Below are 20,608 nucleotides of genomic sequence, written 5' to 3'. Positions count from 1 at the left end.
GTAATAGTGCGGTTTAGGCATCAAATTTTGAGGTTTTGGCATGAGTGCAAAACGGCGCGGTGAAATTCGGCGGTTACTGCAAGAGGAAGGCACGATCTCGATCTCCGATCTTGCGAACAAGCTCGGCGTTTCGCTCGAAACCATCAGGCGCGACGTCAAGCCCATGACGGATTCGGGCGTTCTCACGCGCATCCATGGCGCCGTCGGGCTGCCGCAGCACATTGGCGAGGCGCCGTTCGAGTTGCGCATGCGCGAAAATGCGAGCGCCAAACGGGTGATTGCGCAATGGGTCGCAGCGACAATCCGCGATGGTGAGTCGGTGATGCTCGATACAGGCACGACGACAAGCTTTCTTGCCCGCGAGCTGCTGCAGCACCGCAACCTGACGGTGGTCACGAACTCCTCCGATATTGCGCGCACGCTTGCGACGGTGAACGGCAACAGGGTGTTCATGGCGGGCGGCGAATTGCGCAGCGACAGCGGCGCCGCCTTTGGGGTTTCCGCTATCGAATTCGTCAGCCGCTTCAGTGTTGCCCATGCGGTCATCTCGGTGGGCGCGCTCGACGCGCCGGGCGGCCTAACGGACTACGACCTCGAAGAGGCAGAGTTTGCCCGCACGGTGCTATCGCGCGGTGCAAGGACAATAGCGATAACGGACGCATCAAAGTTCGGACGGCGCGGTCTCGTGCAGGTTTGCGACTTTAACGGCATCGACGAGCTTGTGACCGACCGCGATCCCCCGAGCGACATTGTGCAGGCGCTTCACGCCGCGGGCACCACTGTGACCGTAGCATCGGCGACGGCGCACGCTTGACAGGAATCGGATTGGCTGGCCTTGGCAGAATGGTACGATCCGGACCGAATCAGGAGGCCGCTACATGACCAGGCTCTTACTTCGCGACACGATCGAAACACAGCTTGGGCCAATGATCGCCATGGCAAGCGGCGAAGGGCTGTCCCTGCTCGAATTTTCTGACCGCCCCGCTCTTCCCTCGGAAGTCGAGGAGTTGCAACGACGCTATGGCTATATGATCGAGCCGGGGCGAAATGCAGTCCTCGACCAGATCGAGGCGGAACTTGCTGCTTATTTTGCGGGGGAATTGACCGTATTTGAAACGCCGCTCGTCCTGCCGGGGAATGCGTTCCAGAATGACGTCTGGGGGCGGCTCCGCGAAATACCCTACGGCCAGACCCGGAGCTACGGGGAGATGGCACGCGCTATGGGTCGCCCGAATGCCAGCCGCGCTGTCGGCGCCGCCAATGGCCAGAACCGCGCCGCTATCGTGGTTCCGTGCCACAGAGTAATCGGTGCGGATGGATCGTTGACGGGTTATGGCGGCGGCCAGCGGCGCAAGCGGTTCCTCATTGACCTTGAGCATCGCACCTTAGCCGCAACGGCAAGCCGTCCAGCATTCCATCCGATAACCGCTCAGGGCTCTCTGTTCTGAGAACTGTCGCAGCGCCTATACAATCATACCAGGGCTGAACTTCGGCTCGCGCAGCAGGCGGTCGAGCAGGACCAGACCCTGTTCCAATCTGGTCCTGTCGGGGGCAGCGCCGAGGGAAACACGGACCGCTTCCATGCTTGGTGCCCCGATGCTGAACGCCGAGGCTGGCACGACACCCAGCCCGGAGCGAATGGCGAGCGCGGCAAATTCTCCGGCGTGCCATTGCTGTGGCAGCGACAGCCAGAGATGATGTCCGCCAGGTTCGGCTCTAAAGGTCCAGTCTTTAAGGATCCGTGCCGCGAGGGCCTGGCGTTCCCGGCTTTCCGATCTGATGGTGGTCGCGATCTCACGGAGCGTTCCCGTCTGAATGAAATCGGCCGCGAGCGCGGTGAGTAGCGGCGATGGACCTGGATTGCTGGCACGCAGGCTGGAACCAAGCTTCAGGGCATCGAGCGCCGAAGGACAGGCGACAAAAGCAATGCGCAGTGCCGGAGCCACGCATTTCGACAATGTGGCGATGTGCCATGTCAGGTCGGGGGCGAGCGTTGCAAGCGCCGGTATCGGCTTGTCGAGCAGTTCCGCGTAGGGATCGTCTTCGATGATAGCTACCCTATGGCGAGCGGCGATTGCAGCAATCGTTCGCCGCCGCCCGAGCGGCATCGTCGCGGTGGTCGGGTTGTCTATGGACGGAATTATGTAGAGTGCTTTGGGCGGCTCATTCCGGCAGCATTCCTCGAAGCTTTCTGGCGTAATTCCGGCTTCATCCATGGCGAGTGGGTACAGCTTGAGGCCAAGGGATGACGCTGCAGATTTGAGCCCCGGATAGGTTGACGCGCCCGCCACTATGGTTGCGCCGGAGCCGAGAAGATTACAGACGGCAAATAGGGCGCTCTGAGCCCCGCCGGCAACGACGAGGCGATCCTTTTCGGGCGCAGCACCGAGACGCGGAGCGAGCCAGGACGCTGCCGCCGCCCGGGACGACACGCTTCCGGCCGTTTCCTGGTAGGACAACAGCCGGTTTTGTCCATTGGCGAGAAGGGCGCCGATGCCGTTTGCGATGCGAGCGGGCAGGTCCGCGGGTTGCGGAGGTATGTTCATGGTCAAATCGAGTTCATTTGCCTGTGCTGCCACAGTCGCCTGAACGGCAGGCGCCTTTACGAATGTGCCGGAACCGATGCGGCCCTCGATGTGGCCCGACCGACGCACCTCGTTAAGGGCACGTGTTACTGTCGTCAGATCAACGCCGAGTTCGCGCGCAATTTCGCGCTGTGGCGGCAAGGCATCGCCGGATTTGACCGCGCCGGACGCAATATCGGCTCGCAATGCATCCGCGATGCCCTCGTGCTTGTAGCGGGCGTCAACAGCAATTCGGGGCTTCCATGTCATCAAGGTCACCTAATTGTATGGATATATTCTCCATACAATTAGGTGAGATGCTGTAGGATAGCAAGGCCATTTTGTCGCTATTGCTGAGCTGTGGCTTTAAGTTTCGCGAAAATGGCGTATATTGAGTTGAAACATCGATTACTTGTATGGATAGAAACACCATACAATCTGCAGCCGCGAAAGGCCATGCAAATGTCAGACGCTCACTATCATGCGACAGAGAATCCGATGAAGACGGGCATTCTCGGACGGTGCCCGCAATGCCAGCAGGGGCATTTGTTCAATGGCTTCCTGAAACTTGCTCCGTCCTGCGAGGTCTGCGGTCTCGACTATTCCTTCGCCGATCCCGCCGACGGGCCCGCCTTCTTCGCCATGACGATCGTTGCTGTTCCAGCGATGCTTTTCGCGCTGTGGCTGCAGACGACCTACGAAGTATCGATCTGGCTGCATCTCATCACCACACTGCCGCTGACGCTGCTCGGCAGCCTGATCCTGTTACGGCCGTTGAAGGGCTGGCTCGTCTGCTCGCAATATTTCCACAAGGCCGAAGAAGGCAAGCTTGTTCGCAAGGGTGACCTTTAACCTGCACGATCAGATGTTGGTGCCGCCGTCGACGGTCAGCGATGCCCCTGTGATGAAGCGACCTTCCTCGCCCGAAAGAAAGGCGACCACCCCGGCAATATCCTGAGCCCTACCGAAGCGCGGAATGGCCATGAGGGCGCGCTGGGCGTCGGCATGATCGCCGTCGGCCGGGTTCATGTCCGTATCGGTGGAGCCGGGCTGCACGATATTGACGGTAATCTCCTTCGGGCCAAGGTCCCGCGCCAGCGCTTTCGTCAAGCCCGTCAGCGCAGCCTTGCTGGTCGCATAGATGCTGAGCCCCGTGAACGGTACACGCTCACCGAGATTGCTGCCGATCGACACGATACGTCCGCCGGCACTCATGAGGGCTGCGGCCGCTTTGGAGGCGACGAAGCTGGCACGGACATGGATGGACATGACGCGGTCGAACTCCGCAAGGCTCGCCGTTTCGATCTGGTCCACCGAGAAGACGCCGGCGCTGTTCACCAGGATATCGAGCCGCCCGAACCGCGCGTGCGCTTCCTGGACAGCGGCCTCGACGGCCGCGGCGTCAAGATTGTCCGCCCTGATGGCGATTGCCTTACTTCCCAGGGCCTCGATTGAATTGACTACAGCCTCGGCCTTCTGCGCGCTGCTGGAATAGGTAAGGGCGATATCGGCACCATCCTCCGCTAGTTTCAGAGCGATCGCAGCGCCGATGCCGCGGCTGCCACCGGTGACGAAAGCGACCTTGTTGTTAAGACGAGACATATAACCTTCCTTTATGTAATGATCGATACATAAACACCTAAGAGGCTTGCGTCCCACCGTCAAGCTATTTATATATTGATCACTACAGAAAGGTCCTGACGATGCCGCCACGCGGACGACCGCGCTTATTCAACAGGGAAGAAGCTCTGGCTCGCGCCATGGAGCTATTTTGGTCGCGCGGCTACGAAGGCGCCTCCATGACCGACCTTACCGAGGTGATGGGGATCAACGCGCCTAGTCTCTACGCTGCTTTCGGCAGCAAGGCCGGGTTGTTCGAGCAGGCGCTTGAACTTTACCAAAGGAATGTCGGGCTGGAGATCTGGGAGGCCCTGGAAGCGTCCACGGCGCGTGAAGGCTTTTTCAATTTTCTCAAAGAAACGGCGGTCGCCTATTCGCAGCCCGATCAGCCGCACGGGTGCCTTGTCGTTCTTGGCGCGCTTCACGGCGAACGCGGATCGGAACCGGCCTGCGCTCTTTTGAAGGAACAACGCCTCGGCAACGCTGTCAAACTGCGCGGCCGGCTGCAACGCGCAATCAGCGAGGGGGAGTTACCGTCGAGCATCGATTGCGATAAGATTGCCGAGTTCTACGCGACGGTCCAGCATGGCATGTCGATCACCGCCCGCGACGGCGCGTCGCGCGAGACGCTGATGCGCACCGCCCAGGCCGCCATGGCGGCCTGGGATTCGCTGATAGCCGTCGCTGGTTAGCACCTACGAAGAGAAAACAGGGTCGAGCGTGATCTTGTAAAGCTCGACATCCTCACGGTCCATCAGGCGTACTGTGAGTTGCTGGCTGGCGCCCTCGATATCGACCAGCCCGAAGAACTGGAGACCGGCTGAGGGCGGCACGTTCTGCCCTTGCTCGGCAGTCGGTGCCTTGATGAATTTGAGCTCGGGTCCAAAAGTCTGGTCGAGGTCATTCGGTCCGAACGTTCCGGCATGGATGGGGCCCGAAATGAACTCCCAGAAGGGTGCGAAATCCTGGAACTGCGCCTTGTCGGGATTATAGTAATGCGCGGCGGTGTAGTGTACGTCGGCCGTCAGCCAGACGGTGTTGTTGATGCCAGCGGTCTTGATGAAGCGCAGCAGATCGGCGATTTCGAGTTCGCGACCCTTGGCCGGACCGTTATCGCCATTGGCGACGGCCTCTGCGCCCTTCTTGTCCTTGGCATTGTCCCAGACGATAACGCCGAGCGGCATATCAGAAGCAATGACCTTCCACGTTGCTTTCGAATTGAGCAACTCGCGCTTGAGCCACCGCAGCTGCCGTTCGCCGAGAATTGACGATTCCGGAGTAATCGCCTCTTCCATGTCGGGTCCATTCGGGCCGCGATAGGAACGCAGGTCGAGGAAGAAGACGTCGAGCAAAGGCCCGTAGGCAATCTTGCGATACACCCGGCCCGGCTCCGCAGGCGTATAGCGGATGGGCGTCATGTCGTGAAAAGCACGAGCCGCGCGCGCTGACAGCAGCGCGATAGATTTCTCCTTGTAACGATCGTCTGCGGCAAGGTTCTTCGAGGACGACCAGTTGTTGGTCACCTCATGGTCGTCCCATTGAAAAAACGTCGGGCAAACCATGTTCAGCGCCCGTACGTGATCGTCAAGCAGATTGTATTTCCATTGGCCGCGATACTCGTCGAGCGTCTCGGCAACTTTCCGCTTCTCATCGGTGACGACGCGGTTCTTCCACTTGGTCCCATCCTTGAGATCGACTTCCTCAACGAGGGGCCCGTCGGCGTAGATTGTGTCGCCCGAATGCAGGAAGAAGTCCGGCTGGTGTTTGGCGATCGACGCATAGGTCTTCATGCCCGTCTCATCGATGCCCCAACCTTGACCGACCGTGTCGCCCGACCACGCAAAGCGAATGTTGCGCTTTGACATCGGCGCGGTCTTGAAACGGCCGACAATCGGTTCGGATACGCCGTTGAGATCGTTAAGATCGACTGCAGTGAGGCGGTAAAAAACCTCCTGGTCGGAGGCAAGATCGGTAAGGAGTTGCTTGGCGGCAAAGTCAGTATCGGGAAGCGCATTGAGCGGTGGCAGGCGAACAGAATCTGCAAAGCTTTCCGTCGTCGAAACTTCGATGTTGATCCGGGTCGGGCGATCGGTTCGCGTCCAGATCATGCCCGTTGCGGAATCGACGTCACCGGACTGGACACCGTGCGTAAACACCGGGCGCGATGCGGCGCGTGAAATTGCCGGACAGGAAAGGCCGGAAGCGGCGGTCAGGGCCAAAGCCCCGGAAGACGTGAGAAAACTGCGGCGGGTGTAGGCAAATCGATTCGACATGAAACTGTTCCCTTGGCTTGCAATTGGCTGGCTAACCCGCCTCTTGTGCACCGGGATTGTTTCGGTTTTTTTGCAGGCGCGTGAAATTATCGCGGGCCAAAAAGAAAACGGGCGGCCAGAGCCACCCGTTTCCAACAAGACTGCAGTGTGACAGCTTATTCGCTGGCAGCAGCTTCCTCAGCCGGAGCTTCGGCAGCGGCCTTGGCGGCTTCAGCTTCCGCAGCGGCCTTAGCCTTCGCATCTTCTTCAGCCTGCTTGGCAAGGGCAACGCGTTCCTGCGCCTTCTTGCCCGGAACAGCCTTTTCAGGGTTGCTGCGCGCGTCGCGCTTGGCGATACCGGCCTGGTCGAGGAAACGCAGGACACGATCGGTCGGCTGTGCGCCATGGCCGATCCAATACTGGATGCGCTCTTCATTCAGCTTGATGCGGTCGCCGTCCTTGGGGAGCATCGGGTTCCAGGCACCGACGTTCTCGATGAAGCGGCCGTCGCGTGGGGCGCGAACGTCAGCAACGACGACGTGGTAATAAGGACGCTTCTTCGACCCTGCGCGGGCCAGACGGATTTTCAGTGACATTGTTATTCTCCTTAGGTGTTAGATGGGGCGCCGTTTTCCTCGGCGGCCGTTGTTTCGTGATGTCTGATCACTTCCTTGACGATGAAGTTCAGGAACTTCTCGGCAAAATCGGGGTCGAGATCGGCTTGCTGGGCGAGGGCACGCAGGCGTTCGACCTGCCGCCTCTCCCTGGCCGGATCGGCCGGAGCAAGACCGTTCTTTGCTTTCAGAACGCCGACTGCCTTGGTGCAGCGAAAGCGTTCGGCAAGCATGTGGATAAGCGCTGCATCGATGTTGTCGATGGAGGCGCGCAGATCGATGAGTTCCTTCGGGAGGGATGATGAGGACATGATTATCCTTTCTTCTTCGGAAGGCCTGGCAGACCACCACCAAGCCCTGGCAGGCGCGGCATTCCGCCCATGCCACCAAGTCCCCCCGGCAAACCGCCGAGCCCGCCAGGCAGACCGCCGCCCTTGCCGAAGCCGGCGGCTTCCGCCTGCTTCTGCAGGGCTTCGAGCTGTTTCGGGTCCATCTTGGAGAGGTCAGGCATGCCGCCCATCCCGCCGAGACCGCCAAGGCCCATCTTGGCGCCAAGGCCGCCCATCATCTGTTTCATGATGCCGCCTTTGCCCTTGCCGCCCATGGCCTTCATCATGTCGGCCATCTGGCGATGCATCTTCAAAAGCTTGTTGATGTCCGCAGCACTGGTCCCGGAGCCCTTGGCGATGCGCTGCTTGCGCGAATGCTTAAGCATGTCGGGATTGCCGCGCTCGGCCGCGGTCATCGAAGAGATGATCGCAAGCTGGCGCTTGAAAATGGAATCGTCGAGGCCGGCGGCGGCCATCTGGTCCTTCATCTTGCCCATCCCGGGCATCATGCCCATGATGCCGCCCATGCCGCCGAGCTTCTGCATCTGGCCGATCTGGTCGGCAAGATCGTTGAGATCGAACTTGCCGGACTGCATTTTCTTGGCCATCGCCGCGGCTTTTTCAGCGTCGATGTTTTCAGCAGCCTTTTCGACCAGCGAAACGATATCGCCCATCCCAAGGATGCGGTCGGCGATACGGCGTGGGTAGAATTCCTCCAGCGCGTCCATCTTTTCGCCGGTGGCGATCAGCTTGATCGGCTTGCCGGTGACGGCACGCATGGACAGCGCCGCGCCGCCGCGGCCATCGCCGTCCATGCGGGTAAGGACGAGCCCGGTTATGCCGACGCGCTCATCGAATGAACGGGCAAGGTTGACGGCGTCCTGACCGGTCAGCGCATCTGCGACGAGAAGAATTTCATGAGGACTGGCCTTCTTCTTGATGTCGGCCATTTCGACCATCAAGGGCTCGTCAATATGGGTGCGGCCCGCCGTGTCGAGGATGACGACATCGTGGCCGCCAAGTTTCGCTGCCTGAACGGCGCGAGCGGCGATCTCAACCGGCGACTGGCCGGCGATGATCGGCAGCGTATCTACGCCGGTCTGCACGCCAAGCTGGCGCAACTGTTCCTGAGCGGCCGGGCGGCGCGTATCGAGAGAGGCGAGCAGCACTTTCTTGCGCGCGCGCTCGGTCAGGCGCTTGCCGATCTTGCCGGTGGTCGTGGTCTTGCCCGAGCCCTGCAGGCCGACCATCATGATGACGACAGGCGCGGGCGCATTGAGGTCAATGGAAACGCCTTCCTCGCCAAGCATGCTGACCAGCTCGTCATGGACGATCTTGACCACCATCTGGCCGGGCTTGATGCTTTTGAGGACTTCGGCGCCGACAGCTTTCGCACGCACCTTGTCGGTGAAGGAACGGACGACATCAAGCGCAACGTCGGCCTCGAGCAGGGCCCGGCGCACTTCGCGCAAAGCCGCTGCGACGTCGGCTTCCGACAGCGCGCCGCGACCGGTCAGGCCGTTCAATATCGAACCTAGTCGTTCCTGTAAGCTCTCGAACATCCAGTTTTTCCTTCTTCCTTCCAGGGACCTGTTTCCGCGAAAGGTAGGCACAAACCGCGCCCTGGCCAATGGCTCAAAGCAAAAAGGCACCCGAGGGCGCATGGCGCTGTCGGGTGTTGACCTCCGGGATCGTCGAACCCTTGCGGGGTCCCGGTCGGCTGCTCGGAGTTCCAGACTCGTCGCGGATTGATGCGCGGCTTAAACAGGAATTCGCCCCGGGAGTCAAGGCTGCGCGCGTCCAGGACCGTCACGCCCGCTTCTTGAGGCCGGCAGCCTTGCGCAAGGCATCGTCGATGCGGCCCTGCCAGCCGGGTCCGGTGGACCGGTAGTGGTCGAGGACATCAGGGCTGAGACGGATCGAAACCGGCGTCTTGGTGACTTCCGCCACGGGCCGGCCGGGTCGGCGCTTTGTAAGTTCAGTGATGAGCGCGGTGTCAGGGTCTTCGGATGCCGCGTTTGTGAGCGCAGCGTCTTCCGCGGGTGAGATCTTGTTCAAGGCGGCTTCAATGCGCGCTCGATGTGCAGCGCGAACCTTTTCACTCATAGGCTTTTGCATATCTTTTGATCTCTGCGGTCGTGGATTTTCGCAACGAGATAATCCGGATCAACCCGTTGCGTTCGGTATATGTCATTGTGTGTAAAACCTCGCCAATGAACCCGATCGAAACTACTCTCTCTTCGCCGTAGTTTTCCCTGTCGTCGATGAATTCTAGAGCCGAAGGAAATTCAAACGCTCGCCTGCCCGAAACGAGACGTCATGTTTGCTTAAATTGCGGTTTGCCTTTTCGGGATCCCACTCAAATCTAGTCATGAAATCGCTTCTGGTCAATGATTATCGTATATACAAAAATTATGATGGAAGACTAATCGAAAACCTCGCAGACCACCAGCCGTACGCCTTTCTCTCTAATGATGGGCGGGGAGCCAGCGCTTGATGCATGCGCGAATGCCAACTCTCGGTTGTGGCCCCAATGTCTATCGTCACATGGGGCAGGGGGCGATTTTTGCGAAATTGACAACGACCTTGATAAAATTGCGTCCTTTTAACCTTAAGGCGCGCGATTCTGCCGGATGACACGGTTGCAGAAAAATGGCAGATAGGGCCAACCACGATTCAACTTTTAAGGAGCTCTTCATGGCATCTGTTGCCAAAAGCAGATTTTTTGCGGTCGCAACGGCCGGCCTCCTCTTGATGGCGGGCGCCGCACAGGCCGCTCCCTCCTGCGGAAACAACTCCGCCGGATTTCAGGAATGGGTCCAGGCCTACAAGCAGCAAGCGCAGGCGCAAGGAATTGGCAGCAGGGGCATCAGTGCGCTCGATGGCGTTTCCTATGCGAGCAAGACCATCAATGCCGACCGCAACCAGAAGAGCTTCAAATATTCGCTCGACAAGTTCATGCAGGTGCGCGGCGGTCAGACTATTATCTCGCGTGGGCGCGCGCAGAAGGCGCAAAACGCCGCCTTGTTTGCCAGCATCGAGCGCCGGTTCGGCGTTCCGGCCGGCCCGTTGATCGCAATCTGGGGCATGGAGACCGGTTTCGGCAGCTTCATGGGTAACCAGAATACCCTTTCCGCCGTGACGACGCTTGCCTTCGACTGCCGCCGCCCGGAATATTTCCGCGAGCAGCTGAATGCTGCGTTGAAGCTGGTCGATCAGGGAACGCTGTCGTCCAATTCCGTCGGGGCCATGCACGGCGAGATCGGGCAGACCCAGTTCCTGCCGCTCAACGTCCTTCGCTACGGCGTCGACGGCGATGGCAACGGCCGCATCGACCTGCGATCCAAGGCGGATGCGCTGGCCTCGACAGCAAATTTCCTGCGCGGCCATGGCTGGCAGACAGGCGCTGGCTATCAGCCGGGGCAGGCTAATTTCGCTGCAATCCAGGGCTGGAACGCGGCAAGCGTCTATCAGCAGGCAATCGCCATCATAGGCGCGAAGATCGACGGCGAATAGCCGGCCTCGCGTCAGACTAAATTTCAAGGCCGGTGCCCATCGCGCCGGCCTTTGTCATTCGAACCCTTCGCAGGCCTCGCCGACCGAACTTTGCGCGCTTTCGATGATCTTCTCGCCGCGGAAACTGAAGATTTCGCGCATGTAGGTAGAATTGCTCGGGAATTGATAGCAGACGAAGACGGTGACCGTCCCGTCGCCGGCGCTGGCGATACGGTGGCGCAGCCTCGCGCCGTGCACCGCATTCTTCCATTCGTCGAGGCTTCCAAGAAACTCGTCCTTCGTCTGGATCGAGTCTATGTCTTCGAGGATCACCCTTGCATCGTCGGCCAGGAGCTTGTCGAACATGGCGTGGTCGGCGGTTGCAAGGGCTGAATACCACTGTTCGACCAGCTGTTCATGGCTATCTGCCGCGCGGCCAGCAAAACTCAGCGAAACGATGAAGGCGAAAGCAAGAACAAGCCGCGCCAACATCGAAGGGCCTACTCCAGGGTTGGCGCGCCGACCTCTTCAGGGTCGGGGCGAACGAAGTCGCCGGTTTCGGGATTCATGATCCAGAGTTCGCCAGTCGAAATATCGAACCATGCGCCGTGGAGCGTCAGCCGCCCCTTCTTCTCCAGAATGTCGATGCAGGGGAAACTTCGTAGATTTTGCAGGGAGTAACGGATCGAGATACGTTCCAGCGCGGTCTGGCGTTCCAGCGTGGTCATGAGTTCGTTGGCGGAAATGGCTTCGGCCGCCGGTGCTACTAGGCTCATCCATTTCCCAATGAAATCGCCCGGCGACAAGGGCTCGCTGGACGTATCGAGAGCCGCCTTGATGCCGCCACAGCGGCCATGGCCGAGGACGACGATATTTTTGACCTTGAGGCTTTGCACTGCAAATTCAAGCGCGGCGGATGTTGAGTGATACTCGCCATCCGGTTCATACGGCGGCACCAGATTGGCGACATTGCGCACCACGAAGATCTCGCCCGGCGCGGTGTCGAAGATGATCTCAGGCGCCGAACGGGAGTCGCAGCAGGCGATGACGAGCGTCTCGGGGGTTTGACCTTTTTCGGCAAGCTGCCTGTAGCGCAACGTCTCATTGGCATAGCGATGCGCCATGAAGTTGCGATAGCCGGTAAGAAGTTTATCGGGAAGCAGGGTCATGGCTTTGCTGTAGTCCTCATCATCGCGAAGATCAATTGGTCTTCAGGTGTAAGATCGCGGTCAAGCCCGGATGCCTTTGCTCGGATGCACTAGGCGGCGCATCTGCGTCATGGCCATTGGCGTGGATAGACTTGAGGCATCCGCTTCCAGCATCAATTCGTCGGCACCGCGTTTGGCGGCGCGTGCCATGATCTCAAACACCGATGCGGTGGTTCGCTGCAAGACCTGCTCGGGTTCGAGCCCAGACAGCGTCCTTGCGAGGAAAAGCGCAGACGTCAGGTCGCCAAGGCCATTGGTCGGACCGTTGACGAGGCGGTGCTCGGCAAGCAGGGCCAGCGAATGGGTCACCAGCAGATTGCCGGTGCCGCCGGCAATCATTGGGTGGGCCGAGGTGACGAGCATCGTGCCCGGCCCCGCATGCAGGGCCGCCTGCATGATCGCCTTGTTGTCCGGAAGATCCGCCCCCGCAAGCCATGCGAGTTCGAAACGGTTCGGCGTAGCGATATCGGCGAGCGGCATCAGTTCGTCGCGAATGGCTGTCGCCGTCGCTTCGGGAACATAAAGGCCTTTCTCGTCGCCGATAACCGGATCGCAGAGATAGCGCACCGATTTCCTGCGTGCCTTGATTGTCTTTACGAGCCGCGCAACGCTCGCGGCTTGCGAAGCATGACCAAGATAGCCGGTCATGATGGCGCTGACCTCGTCGAGCCAAGGCGCGCGCTCGAGATCGGCAATGAGGTCGTCGAATTGTTGGGGCTCCGGCACGATGCGCTTGGCCGGTCCATGGCCGGGATGCCACGGAAGTATGACGGTAGGCACCGCCCAGACCGGATGGCCGAGCGTTTCCAGCGCAAAAACCGCGCCGCGATTGCCCACGGCGCCCCGGACGACGTGGCTCGAAATGACGATGACAGCGTTGGAGGAAACAGCAGGACCGGTCATTGAAAATACTCGTGCGAGGGCATTGGAAAGAAAGGGTCGGCGGTAGCGCCGAACGTCATCCCTTTCCGGATATGGAGACAATCAACCAAATAAACATTGCGATTAATACTAGCAATCCCAGCAGGCGGCCGATGCGCGTGCCCCAGACTTCAATCGGGTCGGCGGCGTCGGCATCCTGTGCAGAAAAATGGCGCTTCGCGCGGCCGACGATGGCGTTGCCATGAACCGCGGTCTCACGCTCGATACGCTCAAGAATCCGTCTCGATTCAGTATCCGGCCGCCGATTGTCGTTCTGTTCGGGCATGAGGCATCCATTCGATTCCAAGGCAAATCAGCATAGCGCTTTGCCAGTTCCTTTTGCAGAAAAAAATGTCTAGGCTCGCATTGCTTCGTTTTGATGCCGCTGGCCCCGTGTATCCGTATTTTGGGAGATGATTTTCGATGCAATATTTGCCTTCAGTCGCGATGCCGCGCCGTGCGCTCACCGTTCTCGCCGTGGCGCTTCTCCTGCCGCTGCTTTCGGCCTGTGGATTCAACGTCATCCCGACCAATGAGGAACGGGCGAAGGCTGCATGGAGCGAGGTGCTCAACCAATATCAGCGCCGTGCCGATCTCATTCCCAATCTGGTCGAGACCGTCAAGGGCTATGCGGCCCAGGAAAAGGATGTGTTGACCTCCGTCGTCGAGGCGCGCGCCAAGGCGACCCAGGTACAGGTTACACCGGAAACGCTGACAGATCCCAACGCCTTTAAGGCCTTCCAGGACAACCAGGCGAACCTGACCGGCGCTTTGTCACGCCTGCTTGCCGTCGTCGAAAACTATCCCGATTTGAAGTCGAACCAGAACTTCCTCGCCCTGCAATCGCAACTTGAGGGGACGGAAAACCGCATTGCCGTTGCCCGCCGCGACTATATCGAGGCCGTGCGCGTCTACAACACCTCGCTCAAGACCATGCCGACGATGATCTGGAGCTGGATCTGGTTCCGCGGCAACGAGCCTTACCAGACCTTCACGATCGACGACTCCGCAAAGCAGACGCCGCAGGTGAAGTTCTAGGCAACAGCCGGAAAGAAGGGCTTGTGTGATGTTTGCAGTCGCTGCTGCCACGCGCATATGCTCCCGGGAGTTGCGTGAGGTGAAACGTATTCGACCGGCGCTGCAGGTCGTTTGCGCGGCCATTCTCCTGGCATTTCTGTCGGTCAGCGCTTTTGCTGCCGAACTTCCAGCGCTGACCGGGCGCATCGTCGATGGCGCCAACATCATCGACACCGCTACCCGCGCCGCAATCACGGAAAGGCTCGCGGCTTACGAGGCAAAGTCCTCCGACCAAGTGGTGGTCGTCACCGTGCCGAGTCTCGACGGGGAAGAGATCGAACCATATGCCAATCGGCTCTACCGCTCCTGGGCGATCGGACAAAAGCAGGAGAACAATGGTGTTCTTCTCGTCGTTGCCCCAAACGAGCGCAAGGTGCGCATCGAAGTCGGATATGGGCTTGAGGGCACGCTGACCGACCTTCTTTCCAAGCTGATCATCGAAAACGCGATCATACCCGGCTTTCGTTCAGGCGACTATTCCGGAGGCATCGCGCGCGGTGTCGATGACATACTGACCGTGCTCTCCGGCGATAAGGCCGAGGTCGAGGCGCGGGCCAAGCGCAATATCAAGGAGCCGACTTCCGATATTGACTGGTTCTTTGTAATTTTCATAACCATCTGGGCGCTCATCTTTTTCGGCGGTTTCGCCACCGCTGTGCTTGCGCCGGCATTTGGTCGCAAAATCGGCCCCGGCCAGTACGAATGGCTCGGCATGCGCTTTGACAATCGCACCCGCGGGCGATCGGGCGGTGGGTGGTCAGGCGGAGGAGGCGGCTGGACTGGAGGCGGTGGTGGCTGGTCGTCGGGCGGCGGCGGTGGCGGCGGCTTCTCCGGGGGTGGCGGGTCCTCCGGCGGCGGCGGCGCATCGGGGAGCTGGTAGGCCATGCAGGTAATGAACGAAGCCGATCATGCCAATATTGCTGCGGCAATTCGCGAGGCGGAGAGCCGGACAAGTGGCGAAATCTATGCAGTTCTGGCGCGGCGCAGCGACAGCTATTTCTTCGTTGCCGGCTTCATGGTCGCCTGCGGGATATTGTTCGCCGCCGTACTCGTCGCAGTCGCGGCCCATTGGTTCTGGTATACGATTCCCCTGCCGGTCTTCGGCCTGGGGATCCTGTCGGCCCTTGTCACCGCCCTGCTTGTGTTGCGGCTGCTGCCGGACCTCCACATGTGGCTCGTGCCGAAACATATTCGTTATCGCCGCGCCCACCTCAATGCCTCCCAGCAATTCCTGGCACGCAATGTTCACCTCACCACGCAGCGCACCGGGGTGCTGCTGTTTGTTTCGCTGGCGGAACGATATGCGGAGGTCGTTGCCGACGCCGGCATCAACGCCAAGGTGGGGCAGCAGGAATGGAACGATATAGTTGCGATTCTGATCGACCATGCCGGCAGGGACGAATTGCCCGGCGGATTCCTCAAGGCCATCAAAAAGGCAGGCCTGCTCCTGGAAGAACATTTCCCGGTGAGGCCCGGCGACATCAACGAACTGGATGACCATCTGGTCGAATTGTAATTTTCTTGCGTGTCATACGATTTTCACCGCATCGGTGCAGTTTGGGGTCGAAAACGGCTTCCGAATGGCTATGATCATGCAAAATACGCAATGAGGGGGGAATTTTGATGGCTTCACAGACTGCATTGGACCGAAAGGCCGCCCCGAAGCCCAAATCACCCAAGGCCAAAGACAAGAAGATTGACGCTGGTCTGTTCGAAGAGTTGCTCTTTGCCCGAGCGCCAGACGAAGACCTTGCCGGCTACGATGGAAGCGCAATTCAGACTTCGGCGAAGCTTGCAGAGGAGGCACTCTCTCGTTTCAAGAGCGGGCAGTCTATCATTGATGTAAGCGAGGGGTCGCTTGTCTATCGCGACGGCCGTCCGGTCACCGTGATCACGTTGATCAACGACAATATGCCTTTCCTGCTCGATTCCGTTCTTGGTGAAATAAGCGACCGGGCAAACGCTGTTTACCTCGTCATGCACCCCGTCATGGATGTCGATGCGAAGACGAACAAGGCGATTGGCCCGGCCGGACCCGACAAGCCAGGCAAGGATGTGGCGCGCGTCAGCGTCATGCAGATCCATGTGCCCGCGCTCGACGGACCTTCGCGGGAAATCATGCATGCAGCACTCACGACGGTGCTGAAACAGGTGCGGGAGGCCGTACGCGACTGGAGGCCGATGCTCGACCGTCTCGGCGAAGCGATCGATGCCTACAAGACCGGAAAGCTGCCGATGAAAAAGGCGGCGATCGACGAGGCGGTCTCATTCCTCGAATGGCTGCGTGACGACAATTTCACGTTCCTCGGCGTGCGCGAATACGACTACCTCGGTGATAATAACCAGGGTGAGCTCGAACGCTCCCGCAAGACAGGACTTGGCATTCTCGGCGACCCCGATGTCCGCGTGTTGAAGCGCGGCAATCAGGGCGTCACCACGACGCCGCAGATTATCGCCTTCCTCACCGGCCCCGAGCTTTTGATCGTTACCAAGGCGAACACGAAGTCGCTGGTGCATCGCCGCGGCTATATGGACTATATCGGCGTCAAGACCTTCGATGCGGAGGGGCGGATCACCGGCGAGCTTCGCTTCGTCGGTCTCTTTACGTCCGGCGCCTATACGCGTTCGGTACTCAAAATCCCCTATCTGCGTTCAAAGACGGAAGCGGTCATCAGCCGCCTCGGGTTCAATCGCGAAGACCATTCGGGCAAGGCGCTGCTCAACGTTCTCGAGGGCTATCCCCGCGACGACCTGTTCCAGATCGACGTCAAGACCTTGACCCGCTATGCGGAGATCATCCTTGCGCTCGGCGAGCGGCCGCGCGTGCGGGTCCTGCCGCGTGTCGATCCCTTCGGCCGCTTTGCCTCGATCATCGTCTTCGTTCCGCGCGAACGCTACGATTCCGTGGTGCGCGAGAAGATGGGCGCTTACTTCGCCGCGCTCTATGAAGGGCATGTCTCGGCCTATTATCCCGCTTTCCCGGAAGGCAACCTTGCACGCGTCCACTTCATCATCGGCCATGCCGAGGATGATTTTCCAAAGGTCAAGCGTGAGATGCTCGAAGAAGGCGTCCGCGCCATCGTTCGTACCTGGGACGATGCCGTCGCCGAGGTTGGCGACCGTACGGGCACGTCGCAATATACTGCGCTGGCGGCTGCATTCCCCGATTCCTACCGTGAGAACTTTTCCGCGGATGAGGCGCTTATCGATGCGAGCCGAATTGCCGGTCTGTCGCGCAGCAATCCGCTCTTCGTCGATTTCTACCGCCACCGCACTGACGGGCCCCATGCGGCATCGCTGAAGATCTATCATTATGGCTCGGCTGTAGCCCTGTCGCAGCGCGTGCCGCTGCTCGAAAACATGGGCTTCCGCGTCATCAGCGAGCAGACATTTGCCTTGCCTGCGGCGGATGCCAGCCCTCTCTACGTTCACGACATGGAACTCGTCAGCACTTCGGGTGCGGCCATCGATCTGCGCGACAATGGCGCCCTGTTCGAGGACGTCTTCCGCAACATCTGGAGCGGCGCCTCCGACAATGACGGCTATAATGGACTGGCACTGAGCGGCCAACTCACGGCGCGCCAGATCATCATCCTGCGCGCTTATGGGCGCTACCTGCAGCAGGCGGGCATTCCCTATTCGCAGGATTTCATCGCAATCACGCTCAATCGGTACCCGGCGATCGCGCGTCAGCTTTATGATCTCTTCGAGCAACGGCTAAGCCCGGCCAAGGCCAAAGGAGCGCAATCGGAGCGTAAGGAGGCTGCGATCCGTGCGGCCATCGAGGAAGCCTTGCAAGGCGTTCCGAGCCTCGACGATGACCGGATTCTGCGCCGCTACCTCAATCTTATCGAATCGACGCTGCGCACCAATGCCTTCTCGCCAGAGGAGGATGGCAGCGAACGCGCCTCTCTCGCCTTCAAACTCGACCCGCGCGCACTCGACGAGTTGCCGGAGCCCCGTCCCTACCGCGAGATCTTCGTCTATGGGCCGGAGGTCGAAGGCGTGCATCTGCGCTTCGGACCAGTTGCCCGCGGCGGACTTCGCTGGTCAGACCGCGCCCAGGATTACCGCACGGAAGTTTTGGGCCTCGTCAAGGCACAGCAGGTCAAGAATGCCGTCATCGTGCCCGTTGGCGCCAAGGGCGGTTTCTATCCGAAGCGCCTGCCGACGGGCGGCGATCGCAACGCCATCTTCGAGGCCGGCCGCGCTGCTTACATCACGTTCATCTCGACACTGCTCTCGGTCACCGACAATCTGAACGGCGAGACCGTCGTGCCGCCGGCCGACATGGTGCGGCGCGATGGCGACGATCCTTACTTCGTCGTTGCCGCGGACAAAGGCACGGCGACATTCTCGGATACCGCCAATGCGATCAGCCAGGCGCATGATTTCTGGCTCGACGATGCCTTTGCCTCGGGTGGCTCAGCCGGCTACGACCACAAGAAGATGGGTATTACCGCACGCGGCGCCTGGGAAGCGGTCAAGCGCCATTTCCGCGAAATCGGAACTGATATCCAGAAAACCCCGTTCACCGTGGTCGGCGTCGGCGACATGTCGGGCGACGTGTTTGGCAATGGCATGCTGCTGTCGCCACAGACAAGGCTGATTGCTGCCTTCGACCACCGCGATATTTTCATCGATCCGGAGCCGGACATCAAGGCGACGCTCAAGGAGCGGCAGCGCCTATTCAACCTGCCGCGGTCGAGCTGGCAGGATTTCGACAAGTCGAAAATATCGGTGGGCGGCGGCGTATTCTCGCGCTCGCTGAAGTCGATCACGCTGTCCAAGGAAGCCGCGAAGGCCATCGGCCTCGCCAAGACGACGGCAACGCCTTACGAGATCATGACCGCGATTCTCAAGGCACCGGTTGATCTCCTGTGGTTCGGCGGCATCGGCACCTATGTCCGCTCGATGGGAGAGAGCGATGCGGAAGTCGGCGACCGCGCCAATGACGCGATCCGCATCACCGGCAGCGACGTCAGGGCCAAGGTCATCGGCGAGGGCGCCAATCTCGGCGTCACGCAGAAGGGCCGCATCGAGTTCGGCCTGCTTGGCGGACGCTGCAATTCAGATGCGATCGACAATTCCGCTGGCGTCAACACCTCGGACGTGGAGGTGAATATCAAGATCGCGCTGGCGCAGGCCATGCGCGCCGGCAAGCTCAAGCGCGATCAGCGCGACAAGATCCTGGAATCGATGACAGCAGAGGTTGCAGACCTCGTCTTGCGCAACAACTATCTGCAGACCCTGGCTCTCTCGCTGGCGCAGCGGCGCGGCCTGGCCGATCTCGCCTATCAGGCCCGTTTCATCAGCGACCTCGAGGCGCGAAAGCTTCTGAGCCGCAAGGTCGAGACCTTGCCCGATGACAAGGCCCTCGCCGAACGGCAGGTCGATGGCGTACCATTGACGCGCGCCGAACTCGGCGTCCTGCTTGCCTATGCGAAGATCGTGCTATCAGATCAGTTGTTGGCAAGCACCCTGCCCGACGATCCTTATCTCGATCGCGAGCTGATGGATTATTTTCCGAAGCAAATGCAATCGGGATTTGCCGATGAGCTGCATACGCATCGTTTGCGCCGGGAAATCATCGCAACGCAGCTCGCAAACGACATCATCAACCGTGGCGGCCCGACCTTCGTTAGCCGGCTATCCGATCTTACAGGCCGTTCCGGTCCGGAGATCGTGCGCGCCTACGTCATTGTGCGTGACGGCTTCTCGCTCGACGGTGTCTTTGCCGCGATTGACGCCCTCGACAATGCCGTAGCAGGGGACACACAGAACGGTTTCTACGCCAAGGTGGCGCAGATGCTGAACTGGACGACCGCATGGGTTCTACGCAATGGCACCGCAGGGGCCAGTCTCGCGACGGCGATCGATGAGATCAAGAAAGCCCGTGACGCGCTGCAGCCAAGGCTAGAGAAGCTGTTGCCAGCCTCCATGCTGGGGTTGATCCGCGACGACACCGCCAGCAACGTGGCGCTCGGCGCACCACCGGCTCTTGCCGCGCAATTGGCACGCCTGTCTGTTGCGCCGATCATTCCGGATATAGCGGCGGTGGCGCAGCAGGCGAATATCGACATAGCCACTGCCGGCAAGGCTTATTTCGATATTTCCGAGGCGTTCCGTATAGGCCGTATCGAAGACGCCGCGCGTGGGGTTTCCGTTGCCGACTACTATGACGGCCTGGCGCTTGCCCGCGCGACGGATTTGATCTCGCAGGCGCGGCGCGGTATCGCCGTCGCAGCCCTCAGCCGGCACGGCAAGAACGCTGATCCGGCCAAGGATTGGCTGACCAGCCGTGGCGCGCGTGTAGACGAAGTGCGCCAGCGCATGGCGAACATCGTCGAGAGCGGTGATTTGACCGTATCGCGGCTGGCCGTAGCTGCCGGCCTGCTTTCGGATTTGTCGTAGTCGTGGTAGCCCCTTGCCCTCTCCCTTGGGGAGGGCGGGCCGAAGGTCCGGGGAGGGGAATGCTTGAACTAATTCGGGCCTGGGATAAGCTTCCTCAAAATTCCCCCACTCCGC

General features: G+C 60.1%; 20 protein-coding genes and 1 pseudogene. 9 read left to right on the top strand and 12 right to left on the bottom strand.

All coding sequences use genetic code 11. From position 1 onward, the window contains the following. The first annotated feature begins 40 nt into the window (after positions 1-40). Positions 41-814, top strand: coding sequence for a DeoR/GlpR family DNA-binding transcription regulator (locus tag AC1DNI_RS00390; RefSeq protein ID WP_477690425.1), 774 nt, complete (start codon positions 41-43; stop codon positions 812-814). 64 nt (positions 815-878) lie between these two features. Then, positions 879-1,448, top strand: coding sequence for a methylated-DNA--[protein]-cysteine S-methyltransferase (locus tag AC1DNI_RS00385; protein ID WP_477690424.1), 570 nt, complete (start codon positions 879-881; stop codon positions 1,446-1,448). A 15-nt stretch (positions 1,449-1,463) separates the two neighbouring features. Here AC1DNI_RS00385 and AC1DNI_RS00380 read toward each other — a convergent pair whose 3' ends face one another. Further along, entirely contained in the window at positions 1,464-2,834 is a 1,371-nt protein-coding gene (locus AC1DNI_RS00380; RefSeq protein ID WP_477690423.1) for an aminotransferase-like domain-containing protein, read from the bottom strand. A gap of 192 nt (positions 2,835-3,026) precedes the next feature. Between AC1DNI_RS00380 and AC1DNI_RS00375 the strand changes: the two genes are divergently transcribed. Further along, positions 3,027-3,416: a DUF983 domain-containing protein gene (locus tag AC1DNI_RS00375; RefSeq protein ID WP_027231046.1), complete on the top strand. Its 390-nt coding sequence runs from the start codon at positions 3,027-3,029 to the stop codon at positions 3,414-3,416. A gap of 9 nt (positions 3,417-3,425) precedes the next feature. On the opposite strand, the gene AC1DNI_RS00370 is transcribed toward AC1DNI_RS00375, so the two are convergent. Then, entirely contained in the window at positions 3,426-4,166 is a 741-nt protein-coding gene (locus AC1DNI_RS00370) for an SDR family oxidoreductase (protein WP_477690422.1), read from the bottom strand. 101 nt (positions 4,167-4,267) lie between these two features. Here AC1DNI_RS00370 and AC1DNI_RS00365 point away from each other — a divergent pair, with 101 nt between their 5' ends. Continuing rightward, entirely contained in the window at positions 4,268-4,876 is a 609-nt protein-coding gene (locus AC1DNI_RS00365; protein WP_477690421.1) for a TetR/AcrR family transcriptional regulator, read from the top strand. Between the two features lie 3 nt (positions 4,877-4,879). Here the strand turns inward: AC1DNI_RS00365 and AC1DNI_RS00360 are convergent, their stop codons facing one another. From AC1DNI_RS00360 to AC1DNI_RS00335, 6 genes and pseudogenes are all read right to left on the bottom strand, one after another. Beyond that, positions 4,880-6,457: an alkaline phosphatase D family protein gene (locus AC1DNI_RS00360; protein ID WP_477690420.1), complete on the bottom strand. Its 1,578-nt coding sequence runs from the start codon at positions 6,455-6,457 to the stop codon at positions 4,880-4,882. 155 nt (positions 6,458-6,612) lie between these two features. Further along, positions 6,613-7,032, bottom strand: a complete 420-nt coding sequence (gene rpsP, locus AC1DNI_RS00355) for a 30S ribosomal protein S16 (protein ID WP_027231050.1) — start codon at positions 7,030-7,032, stop codon at positions 6,613-6,615. Between the two features lie 11 nt (positions 7,033-7,043). Continuing rightward, positions 7,044-7,361 (bottom strand): chorismate mutase, encoded by a 318-nt coding sequence (locus AC1DNI_RS00350; protein ID WP_027231051.1) that lies wholly within the window; start codon positions 7,359-7,361, stop codon positions 7,044-7,046. A 2-nt stretch (positions 7,362-7,363) separates the two neighbouring features. Then, the gene (ffh, locus tag AC1DNI_RS00345) at positions 7,364-8,941 is read right to left on the bottom strand and encodes a signal recognition particle protein (protein ID WP_477690419.1); all 1,578 of its coding nucleotides are present in this window, start codon (positions 8,939-8,941) and stop codon (positions 7,364-7,366) included. Between the two features lie 247 nt (positions 8,942-9,188). Beyond that, positions 9,189-9,485 (bottom strand): BrnA antitoxin family protein, encoded by a 297-nt coding sequence (locus tag AC1DNI_RS00340; RefSeq protein ID WP_174208241.1) that lies wholly within the window; start codon positions 9,483-9,485, stop codon positions 9,189-9,191. Further along, a pseudogene (locus AC1DNI_RS00335) lies at positions 9,478-9,666 on the bottom strand (BrnT family toxin); the annotation flags it as partial. The gene AC1DNI_RS00340 and the pseudogene AC1DNI_RS00335, both read right to left, overlap by 8 nt. Positions 9,667-10,076: 410 nt before the next feature. Between AC1DNI_RS00335 and AC1DNI_RS00330 the strand changes: the two are divergent. Then, entirely contained in the window at positions 10,077-10,895 is an 819-nt protein-coding gene (locus AC1DNI_RS00330; RefSeq protein ID WP_153667016.1) for a lytic murein transglycosylase, read from the top strand. 54 nt (positions 10,896-10,949) lie between these two features. Here AC1DNI_RS00330 and AC1DNI_RS00325 read toward each other — a convergent pair whose 3' ends face one another. From AC1DNI_RS00325 to AC1DNI_RS00310, 4 genes are read right to left on the bottom strand one after another with little or no spacing between them, the layout of a single operon-like run. Beyond that, a complete protein-coding gene (locus AC1DNI_RS00325) occupies positions 10,950-11,366 on the bottom strand; it encodes a DUF4440 domain-containing protein (RefSeq protein WP_477690418.1) in 417 nt (138 codons plus the stop codon). Between the two features lie 8 nt (positions 11,367-11,374). Continuing rightward, on the bottom strand, positions 11,375-12,043 hold the full coding sequence (locus AC1DNI_RS00320; RefSeq protein ID WP_153667018.1) for a carbonic anhydrase: 669 nt from the start codon (positions 12,041-12,043) through the stop codon (positions 11,375-11,377). A 60-nt stretch (positions 12,044-12,103) separates the two neighbouring features. Next, a complete protein-coding gene (gene pdxY / locus AC1DNI_RS00315) occupies positions 12,104-12,985 on the bottom strand; it encodes a pyridoxal kinase PdxY (RefSeq protein ID WP_228017607.1) in 882 nt (293 codons plus the stop codon). A gap of 55 nt (positions 12,986-13,040) precedes the next feature. Beyond that, entirely contained in the window at positions 13,041-13,289 is a 249-nt protein-coding gene (locus tag AC1DNI_RS00310) for a hypothetical protein (RefSeq protein WP_027231059.1), read from the bottom strand. A 137-nt stretch (positions 13,290-13,426) separates the two neighbouring features. Here AC1DNI_RS00310 and AC1DNI_RS00305 point away from each other — a divergent pair, with 137 nt between their 5' ends. The 4 genes from AC1DNI_RS00305 (at position 13,427) to AC1DNI_RS00290 (ending at position 20,494) form a co-directional block, all read left to right on the top strand. Next, a complete protein-coding gene (locus AC1DNI_RS00305) occupies positions 13,427-14,041 on the top strand; it encodes a LemA family protein (protein WP_477690417.1) in 615 nt (204 codons plus the stop codon). A 28-nt stretch (positions 14,042-14,069) separates the two neighbouring features. Continuing rightward, entirely contained in the window at positions 14,070-14,960 is an 891-nt protein-coding gene (locus AC1DNI_RS00300) for a TPM domain-containing protein (RefSeq protein ID WP_477690416.1), read from the top strand. 3 nt (positions 14,961-14,963) lie between these two features. Then, positions 14,964-15,596: a TPM domain-containing protein gene (locus tag AC1DNI_RS00295; RefSeq protein WP_477690415.1), complete on the top strand. Its 633-nt coding sequence runs from the start codon at positions 14,964-14,966 to the stop codon at positions 15,594-15,596. A gap of 104 nt (positions 15,597-15,700) precedes the next feature. Beyond that, complete coding sequence (locus AC1DNI_RS00290; protein WP_477690414.1) at positions 15,701-20,494, top strand: NAD-glutamate dehydrogenase; 4,794 nt, start codon at positions 15,701-15,703, stop codon at positions 20,492-20,494. The last annotated feature ends 114 nt before the right edge of the window (positions 20,495-20,608 follow it).

The sequence above is a fragment of the Phyllobacterium sp. 01N428 genome, from assembly GCF_056399405.1.
Note: the sequence above shows the minus strand (reverse complement) of the source record. Positions and strands in the feature narration are given on the sequence as shown.

Bases quoted from the DNA above. Each gene is read 5' to 3' on its own strand.
- AC1DNI_RS00390 (WP_477690425.1), top strand. From the start codon at position 41: ATGAGTGCAAAACGGCGCGGTGAAATTCGGCGGTTACTGCAAGAGGAA.
- AC1DNI_RS00385 (WP_477690424.1), top strand. From the start codon at position 879: ATGACCAGGCTCTTACTTCGCGACACGATCGAAACACAGCTTGGGCCA.
- AC1DNI_RS00380 (WP_477690423.1), bottom strand. From the start codon at position 2,834: ATGACATGGAAGCCCCGAATTGCTGTTGACGCCCGCTACAAGCACGAG.
- AC1DNI_RS00375 (WP_027231046.1), top strand. From the start codon at position 3,027: ATGTCAGACGCTCACTATCATGCGACAGAGAATCCGATGAAGACGGGC.
- AC1DNI_RS00370 (WP_477690422.1), bottom strand. From the start codon at position 4,166: ATGTCTCGTCTTAACAACAAGGTCGCTTTCGTCACCGGTGGCAGCCGC.
- AC1DNI_RS00365 (WP_477690421.1), top strand. From the start codon at position 4,268: ATGCCGCCACGCGGACGACCGCGCTTATTCAACAGGGAAGAAGCTCTG.
- AC1DNI_RS00360 (WP_477690420.1), bottom strand. From the start codon at position 6,457: ATGTCGAATCGATTTGCCTACACCCGCCGCAGTTTTCTCACGTCTTCC.
- rpsP (WP_027231050.1), bottom strand. From the start codon at position 7,032: ATGTCACTGAAAATCCGTCTGGCCCGCGCAGGGTCGAAGAAGCGTCCT.
- AC1DNI_RS00350 (WP_027231051.1), bottom strand. From the start codon at position 7,361: ATGTCCTCATCATCCCTCCCGAAGGAACTCATCGATCTGCGCGCCTCC.
- ffh (WP_477690419.1), bottom strand. From the start codon at position 8,941: ATGTTCGAGAGCTTACAGGAACGACTAGGTTCGATATTGAACGGCCTG.
- AC1DNI_RS00340 (WP_174208241.1), bottom strand. From the start codon at position 9,485: ATGAGTGAAAAGGTTCGCGCTGCACATCGAGCGCGCATTGAAGCCGCC.
- AC1DNI_RS00330 (WP_153667016.1), top strand. From the start codon at position 10,077: ATGGCATCTGTTGCCAAAAGCAGATTTTTTGCGGTCGCAACGGCCGGC.
- AC1DNI_RS00325 (WP_477690418.1), bottom strand. From the start codon at position 11,366: ATGTTGGCGCGGCTTGTTCTTGCTTTCGCCTTCATCGTTTCGCTGAGT.
- AC1DNI_RS00320 (WP_153667018.1), bottom strand. From the start codon at position 12,043: ATGACCCTGCTTCCCGATAAACTTCTTACCGGCTATCGCAACTTCATG.
- pdxY (WP_228017607.1), bottom strand. From the start codon at position 12,985: ATGACCGGTCCTGCTGTTTCCTCCAACGCTGTCATCGTCATTTCGAGC.
- AC1DNI_RS00310 (WP_027231059.1), bottom strand. From the start codon at position 13,289: ATGCCCGAACAGAACGACAATCGGCGGCCGGATACTGAATCGAGACGG.
- AC1DNI_RS00305 (WP_477690417.1), top strand. From the start codon at position 13,427: ATGCAATATTTGCCTTCAGTCGCGATGCCGCGCCGTGCGCTCACCGTT.
- AC1DNI_RS00300 (WP_477690416.1), top strand. From the start codon at position 14,070: ATGTTTGCAGTCGCTGCTGCCACGCGCATATGCTCCCGGGAGTTGCGT.
- AC1DNI_RS00295 (WP_477690415.1), top strand. From the start codon at position 14,964: ATGCAGGTAATGAACGAAGCCGATCATGCCAATATTGCTGCGGCAATT.